Raw genomic sequence first — 20639 nt, 5'->3', positions numbered from 1 at the left:
TTTCATTTACACTAATTATGTGTATAATCTAATTTGTAACACATAATATATTAACGAGGTACTCACATGAGAAAAATAGGTGTTGTTGGCATTGGACATGTTGGTGTAACGGTAGCCCACATCATTATTGCACAAGGATTAGCAGATGAAATTGTTTTAGTGGATAAAAATCCAGAAAAACTTGCATCTGAAGAGCTTGATTTTCGTGATGCTGCCAGTCTATTAGATCATCATGTCGAAGTACACGCTGGAACAGTAACAGATTTAACAGACGCTGAAGTTGTTATTTCGGCTCTGGGACACATCGAATTGATTAAGCCTGGTGGCGATCGTTTTACAGAACTAAAAGCTAATACCCCAGAGGTACAACAGGTTGGATCTGACTTAAAGCAAGCAGGCTTTAATGGTGTGCTCATTGTTATCTCAAATCCTGTTGACGTTATTACTGGTATCTATCAAAAAGCAACTGGCCTCCCAGCGAATCAAGTTTTTGGCACTGGAACTTACCTAGATACTGCACGCTTAAAACGTGCATTAGGTGATACATTAGCAATTGATCCTCGCGGAATTAGTGGTTATATGCTTGGAGAACACGGCGATTCACAATTTGCCGCTTGGTCTACCGTTAATGCATTAGGAAAAAATGCAGATGAATTAGTTAAGTTGTACGATATTAATCTAGATAAGGTTGCAGAGGCTGCACGTGTCGGGGGCTTTACCGTTTTTGCCGGTAAAAAATATACGAATTTTGCCATTGCTCATGCTGCTGTTTCTCTTGCAAAATTAGTTCTATCCAATGCACGCAGAGAAGCCATCGTTTCTCACTATGATGAACGTTTTGAAGGATATATTTCTACGCCAGCCATTATTGGCCGTGATGGTGTAACTGCTGAATTTGATCTACAACTTACCGATGAAGAAAAGGTACTACTACAAAAATCAGCTAATGCAATTGCTGAGAAAACAGCAGCTTACTTATAAATAAAAAAGCGAATCAAAAGATTCGCTTTTTTATGTGATTTAAGCTGCTTTAATATAGTTCACACCATCAGCCTTAGGCGGACGTGTTTTACCAAAGAAGAACACAAGCACAATGATTGTGAGTACGTATGGTGCTATTTGTAACCAAATTGAAGGAACATTTTTCAATCCTGGTAACTGTGCCCCAATCACAGCAAGTGATTGTGACAAACCAAAGAACAACGAAGCACCCAAAGCACCTAATGGATTCCAACGACCAAAAATCATTGCGGCCATCGCCATAAAGCCTTGTCCAACAATTGTGCTAGCTGAATAGTTTAATGAAATTGACTGTGCTACAACTGCACCACCAATGCCACCAAGCAATCCAGAAATCATCACACCAGAATAACGCAAACGTGCAACATTTAAGCCAAGTGTATCGGCAGCTTGTGGATTCTCACCAACCGAGCGCAGACGTAAACCAAACTTTGTTTTAAAGATAATATACCATGATATCCCAGCAGCAAGAATTGCTAACCAAGCTGGCCCAGATGTTTTTTCAAAGAATAATTGCCCTAATACTGGAATTTTTGATAATCCAGGAACCGTGGCATAACCAAAGTCTTGCCCGATGGACTCCGTTTGCCCCTTACCATATAAAACTTTAATTAAGAATACACCCAAAGCTGGGGCCATCAAGTTAATGACTGTTCCAGAAATAATATGATCCGCACGTAGTGTCACTGTAGCAACAGCGTGAATTAGCGAAAAAACAACCCCAACAATGGCACCAGCTAGCAAGCCTAACCAAGGTGTGGCAGCGCCAAGTTGTCCAGCAAATGTTAGGTTAAAGACGACTGCTGCAAAAGCGCCCATTCCCATAATTCCTTCCAGGCCGACGTTAACGACACCTGAACGTTCGGAAAAAGTGCCACCAATTGAAGTGAATATCAGAGGTGCTGAATAAACTAGTGTGCTAGATATAACAAGTGATAACATTGCCATGAGTGACATTTTATTCACCGCCTTTCTGCTGATTTGCTTTTGCCGTTTTTTTATTGGCTGCCTCTAACGCCGCTTTTTCGTCCATATCTTTAATTCGCTTTTGAATTAATAGAATCAAATAGCGCACACCAACAAAGAAAATAATTGAGGCTGTAACGATATCCACCAACTCAAATGGCACACCAGAAGACATTGGCATTCCTAATCCACCGATTTTTAATATAGAGAAAATTGCAGCAGCACCAAGTATACCAAGATAAGACCCACCGCCAAGTAAAGCAACAGCCATACCATCAAAGCCAATTGATGGTGACCCATTTTGCGTAAAGAAGTTCAGATAATTACCAAGTCCCTCAATGGTTCCCGCTAAACCTGCCAAACCTCCGGATATTGCCATAGCTATTGTAGCATTACGCTTTGCTGACATACCAGCATATCTAGCCGCATCAGGGTTTAAACCAACCGCACGAATTTCAAAACCAAGCGTTGTTTTCTTCATAACAAACCAAACAACAACAATCATTGCTAAAGCAATAAATATTCCCGCTGAAATGCTTGAACCTTGCGTCAAATCAGTCAACCATTTCATCTGGAGCGATGCATTGGCACCAACTTGTTTGGTTGTTTCTGCAGACTCCTTAATATTCTTAGACATCGTATTTTGCAAGATATCATTTCCTAAAAATAAGAAAATATAATTCATCATAATCGTCACAATAACTTCACTAGCACCAAACTGTGCGCGTAGCCAACCAGGAATGAACCCAGCAATGGCACCCAGACCAGCTCCAATGATTAATGCGCTTGGTATCATGATGATAGCTGACATATCAGGAAAACTCAAAGCATACCAAACTGCCCCAACCCATCCGGCTAAAGCTTGACCTGATAAACCAATATTGAAGAATCCTGCAGACGAAGCCACTGCAAACCCTAATGCTGTCAAAATTAAAGGTGTCATTTGCGTCAATACACCACCAATATCCTGCATTGAACCAAATGCCGAACCAAGTAGCGCAACATAACCAGAAATTGGGTTATAGCCGAACACTAACATAATCAATGCGCCGACAATTAAACCGAATAAAACAGAAAACATTGCCACAGAAAGGTTATTCTTTTGTGCAATCATTAGGACCCCACCTCTTCTTTCAATGCCGCACGAGCTTCTGTTAAGCTCATACCTGTCATCAACAAGCCAAGCTCTTGTTTGTTTGTGTCTTGAGCGTCAACTATTCCGACAATTTTACCGTCATTAATAACAGCAATACGATCCGATAAATTAAGAATTTCATCTAGCTCAAAGCTAACGACCAATACGGCCTTACCAGCTGTACGTTGTGCGATTAAACGTTGATGAATATATTCAACCGCTCCAACATCTAACCCACGAGTTGGCTGGGCAGCAATCACGAGATCATTATCACGATTTAATTCACGTGCAACTACAGCTTTTTGTTGGTTTCCACCCGACATTGAACCCGCGGTCACATGAATACTGGCAGCTCGCACATCAAATTCCTGAACTAATTTGTCAGCTAATTTATCCATTTCAGCAGGTTGCAAGACACCTGATTTTGAAATAGGTTGTTTATAGTACGTTTGCAATGACAAGTTTTCAGACAATGTCATTTCAACTTCCATACCAAAACGCAATCTATCTTCAGGAATATGACCAACACCCGCTTCAGTAATATGACGCGGCTTTTTATTGGTGATATCCTCTCCTTTTAGCTTAACATGTCCTGCTTGTACCTTTGTTAATCCAGTAATTCCCTGGATTAGTTCTGTTTGACCGTTCCCATCGATACCAGCTAAACCAACAATTTCACCTGCTCTCACATCAAGCGAAAAGTTTTTAACAGCAGCAACACGACGTGTATCTTGCACTTCTAAGTTATCAATCGATAATATCACTGCACCAGGTTGAGCTACTTCTTTTTCAGTTTTAAAACTAACTTCACGACCAACCATCAAGTCAGCTAATTCCTGAGAAGACACACCGGCAACTGGGAAAGTATCAATTGATTTACCGGAACGAATGACAGTCACCGTATCAGCAGCAGCACGTATTTCGTCAAGTTTATGCGTAATCAAGATAATTGATTTACCTTCTTGTGCTAAATTGTGCATGATGACAATTAACTCATCGATTTCTTGTGGTGTCAAAACTGCTGTTGGTTCATCAAAAATCAAAATATCAGCGCCACGATAAAGGGTCTTTAATATTTCGACACGCTGTTGTTGACCAACTGATATATCAGAAATCTTAGCCATTGGATCAACTGATAAACCATATTGATCTGACAAAGCTTGTATTTTCTTAGCAGCAGTTTTAGTGTCTAAGGACAATCCTTTTGTTACTTCTGAACCGAGAATAATATTTTCTGTTACAGTAAAGGCGTCAATTAACATAAAATGTTGATGCACCATTCCGATGCCTAATGCATCAGATTTTGAAGGCGAATCAACTGATACTTTTTTGCCATTAATCAGAATTTCACCGCTAGTGGGCTGCAGTAATCCTGTCAAAATGTTCATCAACGTCGATTTTCCTGCACCGTTTTCACCAAGTAACGCGTGAATTTCACCTTGTTGGACTTGTAGGTTAATGTCATCATTGGCCGCAAAATCACCAAATTTTTTGATAATATGTCGCATTTCAATGACTGGTGTTGATTCGGTCATATACTCTCTACTTCTTTCTATATAGGTTGTAAAAATTCCGCGGACAAAAACTGTTCGCGGAATTTTCCTTAAATAATATTATACCATGTTCTCTAAACACGGATGTTGCAATCATTTTACCTATTGATTAGAGCAAATTAAGGTAACTCCCACTTATCACGATTATTTTTCCTTATTCTACAAGCCAACCGTTGCCATCAAGTTATGTGCCATATGAAACATTACTGAATATTGTAACTTTTTGGTCACTAAGCGAACAACCATCAACAATGCGCCAGCAGTTAAATAAACCGTCCATTGCTCCGGTGTCGATGGCCCATGGACTGCCGCAAAAACAAACGTTGGCCAAATGAACTGTACAACTTCCCCTAAAGGCTTTGCCTCTTCAAATATAATGCCACGAAAGGAAATTTCTTCAATTATTGGCGCAATAATAACAGTATTCAGTTTAAATAATAATGCTACCATCCCACCTTGCTGAAACATACTTTCAATCATTTTTTGATTTAAACTAATATCTTGATTTTGTCCAAATATAGCCGGTATTATAAAATCCATCAGAACTCTGGTCAGGACCAACATGATAATAATAAATCCTATTTTTTTCAGATTAATTCGTTCAAAAATAGCAGTTGTCTTTGATGCTAAGTAACGATAGCCAAAATATGAAACAACAACTGAAGCTGCCATTGATATTAGTACAAGCCAACCGTTAGACTGATCAATAAATATAAAAATATGGGGTATGCTTGAAATAAGATAAATTAATACTGTTACCAAGACGAGTTCAATAAATTGTCCAATCATTCTTGATATAATTGTTATTATACGGTCAATAGTCATTATCTACCCCTCCAAAAATTTGTTGTTACGAGTACTTCAATCCCATCTTATATGTCAAGGCATTGGGTTTATATTCTTTTTTAGCTTGTCTCGCACACACTTAGGATAAGTCTAGAATACTGAATAAATAACCAAACACACAAATAAACAACACCATGGTTCGAGTTGATAAATCTTGAGGTAACATTAAAGTACTATGTTTATTTGAACTGTTGCATAACAAAGGAAAATCTTACATTAAACATACATGTATGCTATTGTAAAATTTGCGTGAAAAATCCATTGAGTTCCTAAGATATATTGTTACATTTTTTTATCTGTGTTGTTTACTTTCACAAAAACGAAAACACTTCCATTACACTATAACTAAAATGTAGTTGGAAGTGTTTGAACTATTTGATTGCATGTTACATTTTTTGAATAGCTACATTAACATTCTTTAAATTTGCCAAGAAATCCACGTAAAACAAAATCAAATATCCAAAATATGATTGTTGCTATAGCCGCACCTAATATAGTAGTTTTTTCTCCCATCATATTTGTTATCAAAAAAAATACGATTCCAAATACTAGTGCGCCACAATCCATTAGTAAAAACTGTTTGATTAATTTCTTTTCATTGCTTATCTTTTTCATAAATTATCTCTTACTATTATTTATCACAGTACAATGACTGTTAATAATGAGTTACGGCATAAGTAGCTGCTCCCGCTGCCGCCCCAAGATGTGCTCCAACGAACATCCCAGCTGGCCCTCCAGGTATTCCCCGAATCACACCACCAACAATCCCTCCTCCAATAGCTCTGGCGAGGCCTCTTCCAGTCATTACTCCACCTACCACTGTTTCTAGTTGTTCAATATTCATTTTCTCAAAATTGTTTAACATCACTTCTGTCCCCCGTTATCTTCACTTTACTAACATCTGTTACTTAAAAACTCAGTATAAAAATATGCAAATTCTTAGCAAGTGCACACATATTTCCAGCGTAATAATTATTTTTCTTCCCACAAATTTGTCATTGGATAACAAATTATTCACAATAAGATTAACAAATGTATTTTTTGCACGCAGATTACGATATGCACATACAACCTTATTAAATCAATTTATCGTCTGACTAGTAGCATAATCGTTGTAAAAGTTGTTGCGGAACATACCATTTCATAATAATAATGATGCTGAAGATACAACTTGGAGTATTTCATTACTTCTATTCATCTTATGCCTTAAAACTTGCCTTAAAACTTCAAATTATTACTAATTACTCTTTCTTGTGTCACTACCTAAAAATATAATTCTTATACTTTATGAGAAATAGCAAATGATGTATACCTCATCTACTACCTAATATAGTATTACAAATAATCAAATCTACTTCAACCAAAATCAACATATTGTTAACTCATATACTTTCTAATAACGTATCAATTGATAAGTCTAGTTGATGAGCAACATCTCTAATGAATTCTAAGTCCGGCCTTCTTTTGTTGTTTTCATAGTTAGACAAAGCCGCTGGTGTGATATTCATTTTTCGAGATAATTCGCGAGCAGTTAGACCGGCAGCTTGCCGATAGTATTTAAGAGCTTCACCTAAATCACCACCATAAATTTTCTGTAATTGTTCAGTTCCTAAAATGTCATACTCGCCTTGAGTAATCGTTTCTTCAGCATTCACTCGTATGTCTCCTTTGAAATTTATACTTCGGTTAAACTATTCTTTACTAGTTTTATCCTTAATAATACGTAATCTAACTTTTTTCCTTTTATCACCTTTGAAGTATTCAGTACCCCACAATCTTTTTGCTCAAGTTGTGCAAAACAAAGAATATTTCTCATCCTTTTTAGTATTATATCAAAGTGGATTTTTATAAATTTCAAAATCTATCACTAATAATTATCATTTTTTAGTGATTATCCAGACATTTTATGATAAAATATTGGATTCATTCCAAATATGTTATATCATGGTATCAAAGAATTATTTTGGAGACTATTATGGAGATTGGTAATAAAATTAAAGCGCTCCGTAAAAAAAACGGACTAACACAACAGCAATTCGCTGAAAAACTATATATTTCATTTCAATCTGTCTCTAATTGGGAACGTCACAAAGGGCACCCTACAACAGAAATGATGCTCTTAATTATTGAAAAGTTTGATTTACCTCTAGATTTTTTTATTATTCCACCGACTAATCCGTGTGAAGACAATGATGAAGAGCTAATTTTACTATCTTTCTTAGCCAATATGCATTCAAACAGAGAAGATAAGCCTAGTCTCAAACAACTAGAAAAAACTTCTGGTATCGCTATCCAGAAAATTAAACAATATTATCCCTCATATGATGATTTATTTTATGCTGTAATCAATCGGATTGACAAAGACGTTAAAATCAAGGTAGAAACAAGCTTGTCAACCAATGATAATCTTATATCAGTTTTTATCAACGACATGGCACCGATGCTCTACGAAAAGAAAGAAGAATTACACCTTTTATATACGCGCCCATACATTAGAAATATTTGGATTACATTTATCAAATCCAAATATTTATCGCTAATTACACGATATAATCCCAAGTTGGCTGCTGACATTCTAACCACAGAATACTTAATTGAAATGCTCACATCGTTTATTTCTGTCTGGATGAGCCAACCTGAACCAGAGCCACTAGTTGATTTTCAGAACCGGATGAAAAAGTATCTGTCCAACTTATAACAAACACAAAAAAAGCAAGACATGTTAGTCTTGCTTTTTTGTATTTGTTTATGAAATTATTGTTTCTGCACTTGTTGCGAATGATAAAAATTAAAGACTACAATAAACAAATTCAAACCAGCCACAGCCAACAAACTCAACATCACACCTTGCAAATGTTGTGCGGCAAAGTGACCAGTGACAATTGGCATAACAAAAAATGCAATGCTACCAAAGAAAAAATAGAGACCGGTCAAACGGCCTGAAAACTTTGGATCTGAGGCTATTAATTGACTCAATCCCAACTGTAGCGCTCCTCCTGCGGCTGAAAAACCAAAAATAAAGCAACCGAAACTAGCACTGATTGTTTCTTGGCTCAAAACGACAATAACTAATCCAACTATTGTCCCTATCGCTGTGATCATTAACAATATCTTTTCGCTGATCCATCCCCGGTTGGTCAATAAAAACAAAGTACCCACGCCCATGAGTGAGCCAATACTGTAAAAAGACATTAGCACATGCGAACTAACCGTTGAAAATGATTGTACAATGTGAAAATATCGCGTGACCCACTGAGTAAAATGAATCATCACCCACATTGCACTGAATCCATAAATCATAAATAATATTTTTGTAATATTCCAATGCCATGTACCCTTATTGGTAGCTCTCTTGCCCCCTTTTGAGGTACGAATAGTGTAAAAACCAGCTGCATTAATTGAGGTCATGATAATTAAGTTTACTACCAGAATAGCCGTGGCAACCCAAAATAACCAACCAAACCAAATATGTTGATTAATCAACATGACTAAAATAATCGGTAATATCCCCTCACCCAATGAAATCATTGCTTTAATCAGTACATTCCCACTGGATTTACCATGATTCATTTCTAATAATGTGGGGTAGGCCACAGAATCTAATGCCGCGTTGGCTAGTCCTGCCAGCGTGGTTATGACAACGGCGAAAAATATATTCTTTGTTAATGGTAAAATAGAAAAAAATATTAAATACATGAACATAGCCATCATTAATAATTTTTTTCTATCAACGTGATCAGACAATTCTCCCAAAATTGGATAAGCAATTAGCTTTCCAATACCAATTGCTGAAACGACAGCAGTTGTACCAGCAATTGAGGCATTCCACAATTCACTTAATTGTTGCACGGTCTGCGCTAAAATAATTAAAGCAAATCCCTGTACAATATAGGTCAAATAAATAGCAATACGTACACTAATATTATTCCTCTGATCTTTATTTTGCATTAATCGAATCATACTTGATATGTCCCCTTAAATAATTCATGGCATTCGTGTTTATTTTTTATCTAGAAATGATAAATATAAGTTACAATTATAATAATCTAACAATTTTATCATAATTTTCGAACATTTTATATTAACATTAGTGACGTCATTTGTAAACCGTCATCATTATCGTGAAATCATACTGTAAAATAGCTAATCTTAATCAGCTCATCATCCAAAAATATCCGATTTTACAACCCACAGTGTATAATTGAACAAAGGTAATATACCTCTCTATTAAACAACAATCTATTTTGAGAAAGAACCCTACAAAAATAAATATGTCTAGAAAAATCGATTTACCAACTGCAGCTGAAATGCAAAAATTTCATGACAAATCGCAACGCCATACTTTTTGGTCACGCATATCAATGCCACAACGATTGTCATTAGGCTTTTTAACAGTCATTACAGTCGGTGCGCTATTGCTAATGCTGCCCCTTAGTTATCATGGTAATGTGGGTCACACCTTCATGGATGGCTTATTTACAGCAACTTCAGCAGCCTCGGTTACTGGCCTCACAGTTGTCGACACAGCAACCCACTGGACCACCTTTGGTCAAATCGTCATCATGGTTTTGATTGAGATTGGCGCACTAGGATTCATGTCGTTTTCAGTGCTGTTATTTACGGCCACCCGAAAAAAAATGGATTTAAGAAGTAAAATGATGGTTCAAGAAGTCTATAACTTGGAAAGCCTCTATGATACACGGGTGGTCTTTGGGTATGTTATTAAACTATCAGTTATTATTCAAAGTATCGGTGCAGTGTTGCTAGCGCCTTTCTTTATAAATGACTTTGGTTGGAAACATGGTATGTTTTATGCTGTATTCCACGCCATTTCAGCATTTGGTAATTCAGGTTTCTCAATTTTACCTCACGGGACAGCTGCTTATAATAATCAACCCTGGATTCTACTAATTATTGCCTTCCTAATTATTGCTGGTTCTCTCGGGTTCTTAGTCTGGCGTGATCTACTCATATATCGGACAACACATCGCCTAACATTACACTCCAAGCTAGCACTTGTTATGACAGGTGTTCTAATTGTAGGTGGTTGGTTGTTGTTTGAATTGACCGAACGTAATATGAACTCTGTTCAAGACATTCAACCTATAAACCGCATTTTCGATACATTATTTATGTCTATTTCATATCGTACCGCGGGATTCGCACAATTTGGTTTCGATTCAATGAGCTCAGCAACCGTGTTATTAACCATGATGTTAATGTATATTGGTGGTACACCAGGATCAACTGCTGGTGGTATCAAAACCACTACGCTTGGTGTGTTGATTTTACAAACACACGCTGCTTTACGTGGGAAAAAGGATGTTGTATTTTCGCATCGTCGCTTATCACACGAAAACATTGTTCGTGCACTGCTATTAGTTTTCGTATCGCTAGCATTCTTGGGCATCTTATCATTTCTATTAATGCTTACTCAAGAGCACACTGCACATTATGGGCTAGAATACATTATTTTTGAGGTGGTCAGTGCTTTTGCTACAACTGGCTTAACTCTTGGTCTGACTCCACATCTAACAACCTTTGGACAACTTATTATCATGCTTGCAATGTTCATTGGTCGTGTCGGAATCTATACCGTCATGTTCTCCATTCTAAATGTACATGATGATAAAGCACCCTTCCGATACCCAGAAGAATCCGTTATCATTGGATAGCGTTTTGCAACCATAGTTAGGAGAAATAAAAATGAGACAAACCTATGCCATTATAGGCCTCGGACGTTTTGGCGGCGCCCTTTTAGAAACATTGGTTGCCAATGGGCAAGATGTTTTAGGCATTGATATCAGTGAAGAACATGTTAATGATTATCGTGATATCGCAACACAAGTTGTCATTGCAGACGCTCAAGAAGATGAAGTGTTACGCAAACTAGACATTGCTAGTTTTGATCATATTGTGATTGCCATTGGTCATAATATGCAAGCCAGCATTCTAGCGACCATCAACGCCAAAGATCTTGGTGCTAAGAATGTTATTGCTAAGGCTGAAAATCGCACCCATCTGCGTGTGCTCACAAAAATAGGCGCAGATGTCGTCGTACAACCTGAACGCGAAATGGGCGAACGAGTGGCACGCAAACTTCTTGCGCCTAATATGTTAAACTTCATTGAACTATCTGATGACTATTCAATGGCAGAGGTTCAAATTGTAAACCCCGCTTTTTATGGTCGATCAATTAGTAACTTGAATATTCGTAAAAAATTTGGATTAAATGTTATTGCTGTTCGCCATGATGGGGATGTTATTGTGGCACCGGATTCAACCTACAAACTACATGAGAAAGACATTGTCTCGGTAGTGGGTCCTAAAGATATGGTAGACGATTTTGACCAACTAACAAACAATAAATAACCATCCACACCAAAACCGCGTCATTCCTCTTCATCAATTTTATTGATTTTATCGAAGACTCTAAATAAGTTTTCCATCTCAGTCAATCGATATTTCTTTGAATGACGATCAAAAATAATCTCAGATTTAATTGGTTCACCGATTTGCAAATCATGCAAAAAAGTTCGGATTTCGGAGATATCGCGTTGGACAGTTTTTCGGCCAATAAAAAACATGTCCTCAATTTCTTCAATTGAGAGCGCTCGATGGCTTATCAATGCTGAATAAAGCCGCAAGATACGTTGTTTGTCATTAAATACCGTTTTATGTGCTGCCATAATTTTCCCCGATTCAAAAACTATTTTTATTGTATCAGATAAAACGTTTGTTCGCCATTAAACGAACATGAAAAATTACTATATATTTATACTTGAAAGGATTTCTAATTATGTCTTTCTTTAACATTTTCAAAAAGAAAAAAACGACAGAAAAAAATATTGACGCAGCAAATGAACCGATTACTTGGAAAAATACGACCAATGCATCTGACTTTTTTGAGGGGTATAATATAGCTATAACTGACCTTGAGTCTAACGGTGAAGTTGCCGCAGCCGAGACCCTCCGCGCTGATAAAACACAACTCCAGCTTGATTTTATTGAACGATTCGAAAAGGAAATACACTCAAAAACTGCTGGCATACAAGACATAGATGCCCGCACAGAGATTGTTATTGATGCCATTTCATCCATTCGTAAATATAATTCTGAAATGCCCATCGCTGTTCGCACACGTTTGGCACAGGCCAAGAAAAACTTAATAGGAGAATGATCATGAAAATAGATGTCACACTTGATAACGGTTTTATACCAGATAAGTATGCAAAATATGCACCTGCTAATTATCGTACCAATGATATGCCAACCACTAATTTCCCAGTCGAAATATCCAACACGCCGGCTGGTACCCAATCATTGTCTGTCAGTTTAATCGACTACGATGCCGTTCCTGTATGCGGTTTCCCTTGGATTCACTGGTTAGCGGCAAACCTCCCTGTAACTAATATTCCTGAAAATCTTCGTGCTACCAAACGCGGTACATTTGGTACAAATTCAACTTGGCATGATGTGCAAAAGTTAGGACACCCAGCCAATGCTAGCATAAATCAATCTTATATTGGCCCAATGCCTCCTGATAAGACTCATAACTACACACTAACTGTATTCGCCTTAGATACTAAATTGGACCTGCAGAACGGATTTTTCCTCAATGAATTACGTTCCAAAAGCATGGAACACGTACTTGATATAGCAATTCTTGAATTACCTGCACGAGCTTAACACTTCGTATGAAGTGTTTTTTTATACATTAAATTTAAAATATCCAATTCCGTTTTGCATATTTATTGTATTTAAATGCTTATTGGTTTAATATTTAAAACATCAAACACAAGGAGGGCACACCATGACAGACAAAATTATAAAAATTGCTATCGTTGGCATTACAGGATACGGCGGTCTTGAATTATTGCGACTGCTTTACAATCACCCTAATGCTAAGGTTGTGTCCATACATAATACCCAAACAGAAAACACTGACATTAGCGAACAGTTTCCGCATCTAAAATCAATGTATAATTTAACGCCTACGACATTCGACCCAATGCATATTATGCAAGAAGCGGATCTTGTATTTTTTGCAACATCCAGTGGCGTTTCCAAAGATTTAGCTCAGGACTTTATTCAAGCTAAGTTTCCCGTCATTGATCTATCTGGTGATTTTCGTCTTCCCGCTGATATTTATAAAAAATGGTACAAAAACGAACCAGCCTCTGACGAAGCGATTCAACAAGCACACTACAGCTTAGCAGATTTTTATGACAATAAAGTAACTTACATTGCCAATCCTGGTTGTTATGCCACGGGCACACTTCTTGCTCTTGCCCCTCTTGCACAAAACCACCTGCTTGATAAAGATAACATCATCATTGATGCTAAAAGCGGATTATCTGGTGCTGGCAAATCCCTGACATTAGCGAGTCATTTTGTTAACGTTAATGAAAACTTCACCATGTATAAGGCCAACCATCATCAACACATTCCTGAAATTACCCAGCAACTGCAACAATGGCAATCCGATATTGCTCATATTCAATTCACCACATCCCTACTACCAATTAATCGCGGCATTTTTGTCAGTGCTTATGTCAAGATAAACGACGACAGCCAGGCCGAAAAAATTCAGGAATTATACACTGCAACGTATGCAAATAAGCAATTTGTACGTGTCATGCCCAAAAATCGATTACCAAGCATCAAACAGGTTATCGGTACTAACTTTACTGATATCGGACTAACATACAATCCTGATACCAAATACCTCACCATTGTTAGTGTTCTTGACAATATGATCAAAGGCGCTGCTGGACAAGCTATCCAAAACATGAATCATATGTTTGATCTAGAGGAAAGCACAGGACTTCATTTAATTGCTCAATACGCATAATATTCATTATACTAACGTCTAAAAATATACTTAGGAAAATCCTTATGACAGAATTATTAAATCAAATTACAACACTATCAACAGCTGACATTGCTGCTCCCATAGGATTTCACGCGGATGGCCAACACGTTGGTCTCAAGCACAAATCAAAAGATCTCGGTTGGATTTACAGTGACGTGATAGCTAGTGTGGCCGGGGTTTTTACAACGAATCAAGTGCAGGCCGCTCCAGTTCAACTGGATAAAAAAACGATTCGAAATGGTCAATTGCAAGCCATTATTGTTAATTCTGGAAATGCTAATGCTGTCACCGGTAGCATTGGTGTGTCACATGCGGAATCTATGCAAGAGTTTACTGCACAACAACTAAACATCGATACCAGCCTGGTTGGCGTTGCTTCTACCGGTATTATTGGCAAAGTACTGCCAATCGATAAGATTATCAACGGTATCAAACAGTTAAAGATTGATGGCGACACAAATGGGTTTGCGCACGCCATTATGACTACTGATACTAAGGAAAAATCAATTACCATTCAATCCACTATTCAGGGCAAAATTGTCACAATGAGCGGTGTGGCAAAAGGTTCGGGCATGTTACATCCAAATATGGCTACCATGCTTGGATTTATAACGACCGATATTAACATTGATGCTAAACTTTTACAGCAAGCACTTTCAGAAGATGTTGAGACAAGTTTTAATCAAATTACAATCGATGGTGATACATCAACTAATGACACTGTCTTAGTAATGGCAAACGGTTTAGCTGGTCATAAAATGATTGAGAATCATACAGCTGAATATGAGCAATTCAAAGACATGTTACACACCGTAACTACCGCCCTTTCGATTGCTATTGCTAATGATGGTGAAGGCGCCACTAAATTAATTGCTGTTGCTGTAAATCATGCGCAAAGTGCTCTTGATGCGCGAATGGTTGCTAAAAAAATTGTCGGTTCCTCATTAGTAAAAACAGCTATTTTTGGTAAAGATCCTAATTGGGGCCGCATTATCGCTGCTATTGGAGCCAGCAATGTCGATCTTAACCCAAATCTTATTGATATTAGCATTAATAAAATCGCTGTATTAGTAAATGGTGCCCCTGCAGATTTTGATGCCGATGCCATGGCAGAAAAACTTGAGGAGCATGACATTCACATTGATGTCGATTTACATGCCGGTACTGAATCCGGTTGTGCTTGGGGTTCAGATTTAACATACGAATATGTAAAAATTAATGCACTTTATACAACGTGAGAATTCATTCTCATCTTGTTCGTTTTATGGGAGATAAAGTCTAATGAAAAAAATAGTCATCAAAATTGGTGGCAACGCCGCCACTCAACTTACACCTGCCTTTTTTGATACTATCAAATTTTGGCAAAAACAACATTATAAAATTGCAATTGTTCATGGCGGTGGTGACACTATTTCTGCCTTAATGTCACAACTTAATGAACCTGTTCAGAAGATAAACGGTATTCGTTTTACAACACAAAATGGTATCAACATCACAAAAATGGCACTCCTTGGTCAGGTACAACCTGCGCTACTTGAAGCTTGCCGTGTCAACGGCCTATCTGTAATTGGATTAAATGCTGCAAGTGATCAACTGTTAACTGGTCACACAATTGATCAAGACACATTCGGATACGTTGGCAACATTCACCAAGTGAATACTAAATTAATTCATAACCTTTGGGAAAAAAATCTCATTCCTATTATTGCTCCGATGGCAATTACTAATAGTGGTCAGTGGTTAAATGTTAATGCGGATCACGCAGCGACAGCTCTGGCTAAGTATCTAAAGGCTGACGAATTATATCTATTGACAGATGTTTCTGGTGTGAAAATTAAGGGAAACGTTTTACAAAATCTAACTTCCAAAACGATGGAAGAATTACAAAAAAAACAGATGATTACCGGTGGCATGATTCCAAAAGTAAACAGTGCCTTATTTGCAGCACGTCATGGCGTGCGCGCTGTTCATATTACAAATACAGTCACCCATCCCGGTACTATTGTCACAATTTGAGGTATATCACATGACGCTATTTCCAAACTATCAACGTGCCCCACTAACATTTAAGAAAACTAAAAATGCCACCTGGACTGACCGTAAGAACAATGAGTACACAGACCTATCCAGTGGTATTGGTGTCTATAATGTTGGCGCAAATAATGATGCTGTTGAGTCAGCACTTATTGCTCAAGCTAAAGAAATCTGGCACTTGCCTAATTTATACGAAAATGAATTGCAAGAAACTGTGGCAGCAAAATTAGGTGGTGAAGATTATACCACTTATTTTGCTAATTCAGGAGCGGAAGCTAACGAAGCGGCAATTAAGTTAGCCCGTTTAGTGACTAAGCGGGAAACAATCATTACTTTCAAAAACTCTTTTCATGGTCGTACTTATGGTGCTATGTCAGCAACTGGACAAGATAGCATTCATTATGGATTACCTATGTTAGATGGGTTCCAGTATGCAGAATTTAATGACATTAATAGTTTAAAAGAACTCCTTAATAAAGACGTTGCTGGCGTAATGCTTGAGCTTGTTCAAGGCGAAGGAGGTGTCATTCCTGCGCATCAAGATTTTGTTACAGAACTAATTCAAATAGTTCATGATAATGGGTCTTTAGTCATGATTGATGAAGTACAGACTGGCATGGGACGCACGGGGAAAAAGTTTGCATTTGAAAATTATCATTTTCAACCGGATATTTTTACGAATGCCAAAGCATTGGCTAACGGTGTCCCTGTGGGTGCAATGCTTGCTAAAAACGAATTTGCCAGTTCATTTTCATATAATGCACATGGTTCAACATTTGGTGGGAATCCACTGGCTATGAGTGCTGCTAGTGCAACGCTAGACGAATTATCTTTAATTCTGCCTAATATTTCAGAAAAAATTAATCTTTTTTGGCAGGAATTGGCAGCCTTCAAAGAGTTAAGGAACGTTGTTGAAGTACGTGGCCTTGGTATGATGGCCGGTATTGAATTAAATATACCTGTAAAGCAAGTTGTTGCTGACTTATTGGATGAAAAAATTGTTACTTTGGGTGCGGGGCACAATACGCTTCGTTTGTTACCGCCACTGACAATATCAGAATCACAGCTCACAACAGCACTACAAAAAATTAAGCAGTTACTTTCGCAATAAACTGTTGACAAGATATTCCAACGTTGATATACTTTAATAGTTGATTAATTCAGCTAATTGCTCCATAGTTCAGTGGTAGAATAACGCACTGTTAATGCGCAGGTCCTTGGTTCGAATCCAAGTGGAGCAGTATAAAAAAGCACCAAAATCGATAAGGTTTTGGTGTTTTTTAGTTACTTTAAAACAGCTAGATTCTTTCACCACTCAAAAACGAAACCCCCGCATCCAAAGATACGGGGGAGAGAAGAGAATTATAATTTGAGAGAATAATAATAGATTGAGTGTATCTTTTTTAGGGGGCTTCGCTAATTTGACAAATTAAGTATTATTGTCAATATAATCACTGTACTGCACTAACATTAAACCAGTGTTAAAATAATTATTTTTCTCCGTGCACTAAAAATCAATTAGTGAGGCTGACATGTTATACTGATGGTAACTGGTGCTATCAAAACAACACCGTATAATAAAAGGCTCACGGAGGTAAATAACATGTCCCTTGTAGATACATATAAGCTAACCAACGGCATCGAAATTCCCATAATTGGGTTTGGAACTTGGCAAAGTGCAAACGGTACAGAAGCTTATCAGTCTGTACGTTGGGCTCTAGAAGCAGGTTATCGCCACATCGATACAGCGGCTGTATATGGTAATGAAGATTCTGTCGGTCGTGCCATAAAAGATTCTGGTATTCCACGTGATGAATTGTTTGTGACGACTAAACTTTGGAACGATGCGCACACATATGAAAGAGCTATACAAGCGCTTGACACATCCCTTAGCAAGCTTGGCTTAGATTACGTTGATTTATATTTAATCCATTGGCCAAATCCTGCTGCCCTTCAAAAACAAGGAAAGGATGCCTGGATTGATGCAAACGCGGATACTTGGCGTGCTTTGGAAGACGAATATAAAATAGGAAAAACGACAGCCATTGGCGTGTCAAATTTCCAAATTGAACATCTAGAAGCGCTAGCTAAAACACAAACCATAGCACCCATGGTTAATCAAAACTTTTTAAACCCTTCTGATAACCAACAAGAATTAGTTGACTATGATAAAGATCATGGCATGCTTAACGAAGCCTATTCCCCACTAGGTACAGGAAAGCTCGTTGATTTACCACAAGTCGTTAGTCTGAGTGAAAAATACAATAAATCCGTACCGCAAATATTAATTCGTTGGTCCTTGGATAAGGGATTTTTACCTTTACCAAAATCAACACATGAAACATACATTAAAGCAAATGCCGATGTATTCGACTTTGCTCTAACATCAGCAGAAATTGAATCATTAGATTCACTCACTGGCGTGGGTGGATTCCATACTGATGCTTCCTCAGCCGATTTTTAAATAAAAAACACGAACGTAATGTGAGTTCGTGTTTTTTATTATTTACTAATTTTAAACGCTGCGTTTTCTAAAGATTAAATAAGCGATACCGTACATCAACACAATATATATCAAGTATGCTGATATCATTGCTCCTTGTGACATATCCATTATTTGTGCCATTATACTAGGTTTAACTTGTCCAATACTAGCAATACCTAAATATATATTGAATGGATTCCACTTCAAGATTGGTGCTAAATCAATTAATTTTAACGAAATGACAGAGATGATTGGTGTAGCAACAATCATAACTACGCCAAGTCCAATAGCAGCTCCTGAGCTCTTGACCATATTAGTAACCATCAATACTAATGCAGCCACAAATATCATTTGAAGTGCTACATCCATAATCGAAATCATCATGCCCTGCCAACTGTTCCCTATATATCCTAACTTTTGTGAGAAATCATATTTAGGGGCAAATATAGCAGTAGCCAAAACAGTGCCAATAAAAGCTGATAAAAACAATCCAATGTAAACACTAATATTTAATAACAACTTACTGATGAACACTTCACCTCGACTAAAGCGACGTGACAGCAATGGACGAATTGTACCAAAACCGAACTCTTGGGAGATAGACAAAGCAGTAATAATGATTCCTGCCATTTCAACATAAATTAAGGACTGACCAAGGTTAATAATCGATCCAGCTGTTCTTGTTGACTTAAAGATACCAATGATAGCAATGGGAAAAATAAATCCCAAAATCAACCAAATGTATAATCTATTTTGCTTGAATGCTTTGTAATATTCTTGCTTCATTAATGTTAACATGCGTTATTCCCCCTGATTATCAGCCGCTAGCATATCAAGTAGTGACTTTTCTAGATTGCCAGTTGCAGTATTAAGTGATTGAATTTGTATATTGGCCGCATTGAGTGCTGTGATCACTTGCTGCAAATTTTCTGCCCCACTAATTTGCAACTGACTGTTGTCAATTGTAGCTTGCCAGTTTTTATCTTGTGCTATTTGTAGAGCTAATTCATTATCACTAGTGTCAAATGTCCAACGTGCTTGGTCATGAATAAAGAAAGTTTCTATGGTAGCCGTTTGAATAATTTTACCGTGATTAATGATTACAACATCATCAACTAGTTTTTGCAATTCATCCAATAGATGGCTTGAAATCAAGAAAGCCACCCCTTCTTCAGCCAATGAGCGAATTAATTCACGCAAGTCGTGAACAGATTGTGGGTCAAGTCCGTTCATTGGTTCATCCAAAATAACTAATTTTGGATTTCGGATGAGCGCAATAGCAATACCAAGGCGCTGTTTCATGCCTAATGAAAAGTTTTTCGCCTTGCGTTTTCCAAAATTGTCCCCGTCAATTTGCGTTTTATGCATTAATTCTTTGAAATCAGCGGGATTTTTTGTGTCCATTGCATACAACTTCAAGTGTTCTAGCGCGGTTAAGTTCGGATAAATGGCTGGATATTCAATCAAATTACCAATTTTATCAAGCGCACTATGATTATTAAAGGTCACAGGTTGCCCATCAAACGTGATTTGTCCAGATGAGTAGCTCATTAAACCAGTAATAGCACGCATGGTTGTTGATTTACCAGCGCCATTGGGACCAATCAATCCAACAATGTGACCAGCTTCAACGTTGAAACTGACGTCGTCCATTGCTGCTCTATTACCATACTTTTTATTAACGTTCTTTACTTCCAATAATGCCATGTTTTTCCCCTTTTTATT

General features: G+C 37.5%; 22 protein-coding genes and 1 tRNA gene. 12 read left to right on the top strand and 11 right to left on the bottom strand.

Annotated features, from left to right (window positions below; genetic code table 11):
- The first annotated feature begins 66 nt into the window (after window positions 1–66).
- A complete protein-coding gene (locus tag RHP56_RS00375) occupies window positions 67–981 on the top strand; it encodes a lactate/malate family dehydrogenase (protein ID WP_102753321.1) in 915 nt (304 codons plus the stop codon).
- Between the two features lie 39 nt (window positions 982–1020).
- Here the strand turns inward: RHP56_RS00375 and RHP56_RS00370 are convergent, their stop codons facing one another.
- From RHP56_RS00370 to RHP56_RS00340, 7 genes are all read right to left on the bottom strand, one after another.
- Window positions 1021–1977 (bottom strand): ABC transporter permease, encoded by a 957-nt coding sequence (locus RHP56_RS00370; protein ID WP_102753322.1) that lies wholly within the window; start codon window positions 1975–1977, stop codon window positions 1021–1023.
- Window position 1978: 1 nt separating this feature from the next.
- A complete protein-coding gene (locus RHP56_RS00365) occupies window positions 1979–3100 on the bottom strand; it encodes an ABC transporter permease (RefSeq protein WP_102753323.1) in 1122 nt (373 codons plus the stop codon).
- Complete coding sequence (locus RHP56_RS00360) at window positions 3100–4656, bottom strand: ABC transporter ATP-binding protein (protein ID WP_011679055.1); 1557 nt, start codon at window positions 4654–4656, stop codon at window positions 3100–3102. The genes RHP56_RS00365 and RHP56_RS00360 overlap by 1 nt, the downstream gene beginning before the upstream one ends.
- Window positions 4657–4833: 177 nt before the next feature.
- Window positions 4834–5499, bottom strand: a complete 666-nt coding sequence (locus tag RHP56_RS00355; protein WP_014324150.1) for a CPBP family intramembrane glutamic endopeptidase — start codon at window positions 5497–5499, stop codon at window positions 4834–4836.
- A 429-nt stretch (window positions 5500–5928) separates the two neighbouring features.
- A complete protein-coding gene (locus RHP56_RS00350) occupies window positions 5929–6135 on the bottom strand; it encodes a hypothetical protein (RefSeq protein WP_014324149.1) in 207 nt (68 codons plus the stop codon).
- A gap of 40 nt (window positions 6136–6175) precedes the next feature.
- The gene (locus tag RHP56_RS00345) at window positions 6176–6385 is read right to left on the bottom strand and encodes a Blp family class II bacteriocin (protein WP_014324148.1); all 210 of its coding nucleotides are present in this window, start codon (window positions 6383–6385) and stop codon (window positions 6176–6178) included.
- A 517-nt stretch (window positions 6386–6902) separates the two neighbouring features.
- On the bottom strand, window positions 6903–7175 hold the full coding sequence (locus RHP56_RS00340; protein WP_014324147.1) for a helix-turn-helix domain-containing protein: 273 nt from the start codon (window positions 7173–7175) through the stop codon (window positions 6903–6905).
- Window positions 7176–7495: 320 nt separating this feature from the next.
- Between RHP56_RS00340 and RHP56_RS00335 the strand changes: the two genes are divergently transcribed.
- Window positions 7496–8218 (top strand): helix-turn-helix domain-containing protein, encoded by a 723-nt coding sequence (locus RHP56_RS00335; RefSeq protein WP_014324146.1) that lies wholly within the window; start codon window positions 7496–7498, stop codon window positions 8216–8218.
- A 56-nt stretch (window positions 8219–8274) separates the two neighbouring features.
- Here RHP56_RS00335 and RHP56_RS00330 read toward each other — a convergent pair whose 3' ends face one another.
- On the bottom strand, window positions 8275–9480 hold the full coding sequence (locus RHP56_RS00330; RefSeq protein WP_011679053.1) for an MFS transporter: 1206 nt from the start codon (window positions 9478–9480) through the stop codon (window positions 8275–8277).
- A gap of 311 nt (window positions 9481–9791) precedes the next feature.
- Here RHP56_RS00330 and RHP56_RS00325 point away from each other — a divergent pair, with 311 nt between their 5' ends.
- Both RHP56_RS00325 and RHP56_RS00320 read left to right on the top strand, forming a co-directional pair.
- Window positions 9792–11195, top strand: coding sequence for a TrkH family potassium uptake protein (locus RHP56_RS00325; RefSeq protein ID WP_014324145.1), 1404 nt, complete (start codon window positions 9792–9794; stop codon window positions 11193–11195).
- 31 nt (window positions 11196–11226) lie between these two features.
- Entirely contained in the window at window positions 11227–11892 is a 666-nt protein-coding gene (locus RHP56_RS00320) for a potassium channel family protein (protein ID WP_010286784.1), read from the top strand.
- Window positions 11893–11912: 20 nt separating this feature from the next.
- Here the strand turns inward: RHP56_RS00320 and RHP56_RS00315 are convergent, their stop codons facing one another.
- On the bottom strand, window positions 11913–12209 hold the full coding sequence (locus tag RHP56_RS00315; protein WP_002815450.1) for a helix-turn-helix domain-containing protein: 297 nt from the start codon (window positions 12207–12209) through the stop codon (window positions 11913–11915).
- Between the two features lie 110 nt (window positions 12210–12319).
- Between RHP56_RS00315 and RHP56_RS00310 the strand changes: the two genes are divergently transcribed.
- From RHP56_RS00310 to RHP56_RS00275, 8 genes are all read left to right on the top strand, one after another.
- Entirely contained in the window at window positions 12320–12700 is a 381-nt protein-coding gene (locus RHP56_RS00310; RefSeq protein WP_102753326.1) for a GTP-binding protein, read from the top strand.
- A gap of 2 nt (window positions 12701–12702) precedes the next feature.
- Entirely contained in the window at window positions 12703–13209 is a 507-nt protein-coding gene (locus tag RHP56_RS00305) for a YbhB/YbcL family Raf kinase inhibitor-like protein (protein WP_011679050.1), read from the top strand.
- A gap of 124 nt (window positions 13210–13333) precedes the next feature.
- Window positions 13334–14374, top strand: coding sequence for an N-acetyl-gamma-glutamyl-phosphate reductase (gene argC / locus RHP56_RS00300; protein ID WP_102753327.1), 1041 nt, complete (start codon window positions 13334–13336; stop codon window positions 14372–14374).
- Between the two features lie 44 nt (window positions 14375–14418).
- Window positions 14419–15633, top strand: coding sequence for a bifunctional glutamate N-acetyltransferase/amino-acid acetyltransferase ArgJ (gene argJ, locus RHP56_RS00295; RefSeq protein ID WP_102753328.1), 1215 nt, complete (start codon window positions 14419–14421; stop codon window positions 15631–15633).
- Window positions 15634–15676: 43 nt separating this feature from the next.
- Window positions 15677–16411 carry an acetylglutamate kinase gene (gene argB, locus RHP56_RS00290; protein WP_014324140.1) on the top strand — a complete coding sequence of 245 codons (735 nt, stop codon included), beginning with the start codon at window positions 15677–15679 and terminating at the stop codon, window positions 16409–16411.
- Between the two features lie 10 nt (window positions 16412–16421).
- Complete coding sequence (locus tag RHP56_RS00285; protein ID WP_102753329.1) at window positions 16422–17540, top strand: aminotransferase class III-fold pyridoxal phosphate-dependent enzyme; 1119 nt, start codon at window positions 16422–16424, stop codon at window positions 17538–17540.
- Between the two features lie 58 nt (window positions 17541–17598).
- Window positions 17599–17670: transfer RNA gene (locus RHP56_RS00280), tRNA-Asn, on the top strand.
- A gap of 362 nt (window positions 17671–18032) precedes the next feature.
- Complete coding sequence (locus tag RHP56_RS00275; protein ID WP_011679046.1) at window positions 18033–18893, top strand: aldo/keto reductase; 861 nt, start codon at window positions 18033–18035, stop codon at window positions 18891–18893.
- A gap of 51 nt (window positions 18894–18944) precedes the next feature.
- On the opposite strand, the gene RHP56_RS00270 is transcribed toward RHP56_RS00275, so the two are convergent.
- The gene (locus RHP56_RS00270; RefSeq protein WP_011679045.1) at window positions 18945–19712 is read right to left on the bottom strand and encodes an ABC transporter permease; all 768 of its coding nucleotides are present in this window, start codon (window positions 19710–19712) and stop codon (window positions 18945–18947) included.
- 3 nt (window positions 19713–19715) lie between these two features.
- On the bottom strand, window positions 19716–20621 hold the full coding sequence (locus tag RHP56_RS00265; RefSeq protein WP_011679044.1) for an ABC transporter ATP-binding protein: 906 nt from the start codon (window positions 20619–20621) through the stop codon (window positions 19716–19718).
- Window positions 20622–20639 lie beyond the last annotated feature (18 nt).

This window comes from Leuconostoc sp. C5 (assembly GCF_056530425.1).
Note: the sequence above shows the minus strand (reverse complement) of the source record. Positions and strands in the feature narration are given on the sequence as shown.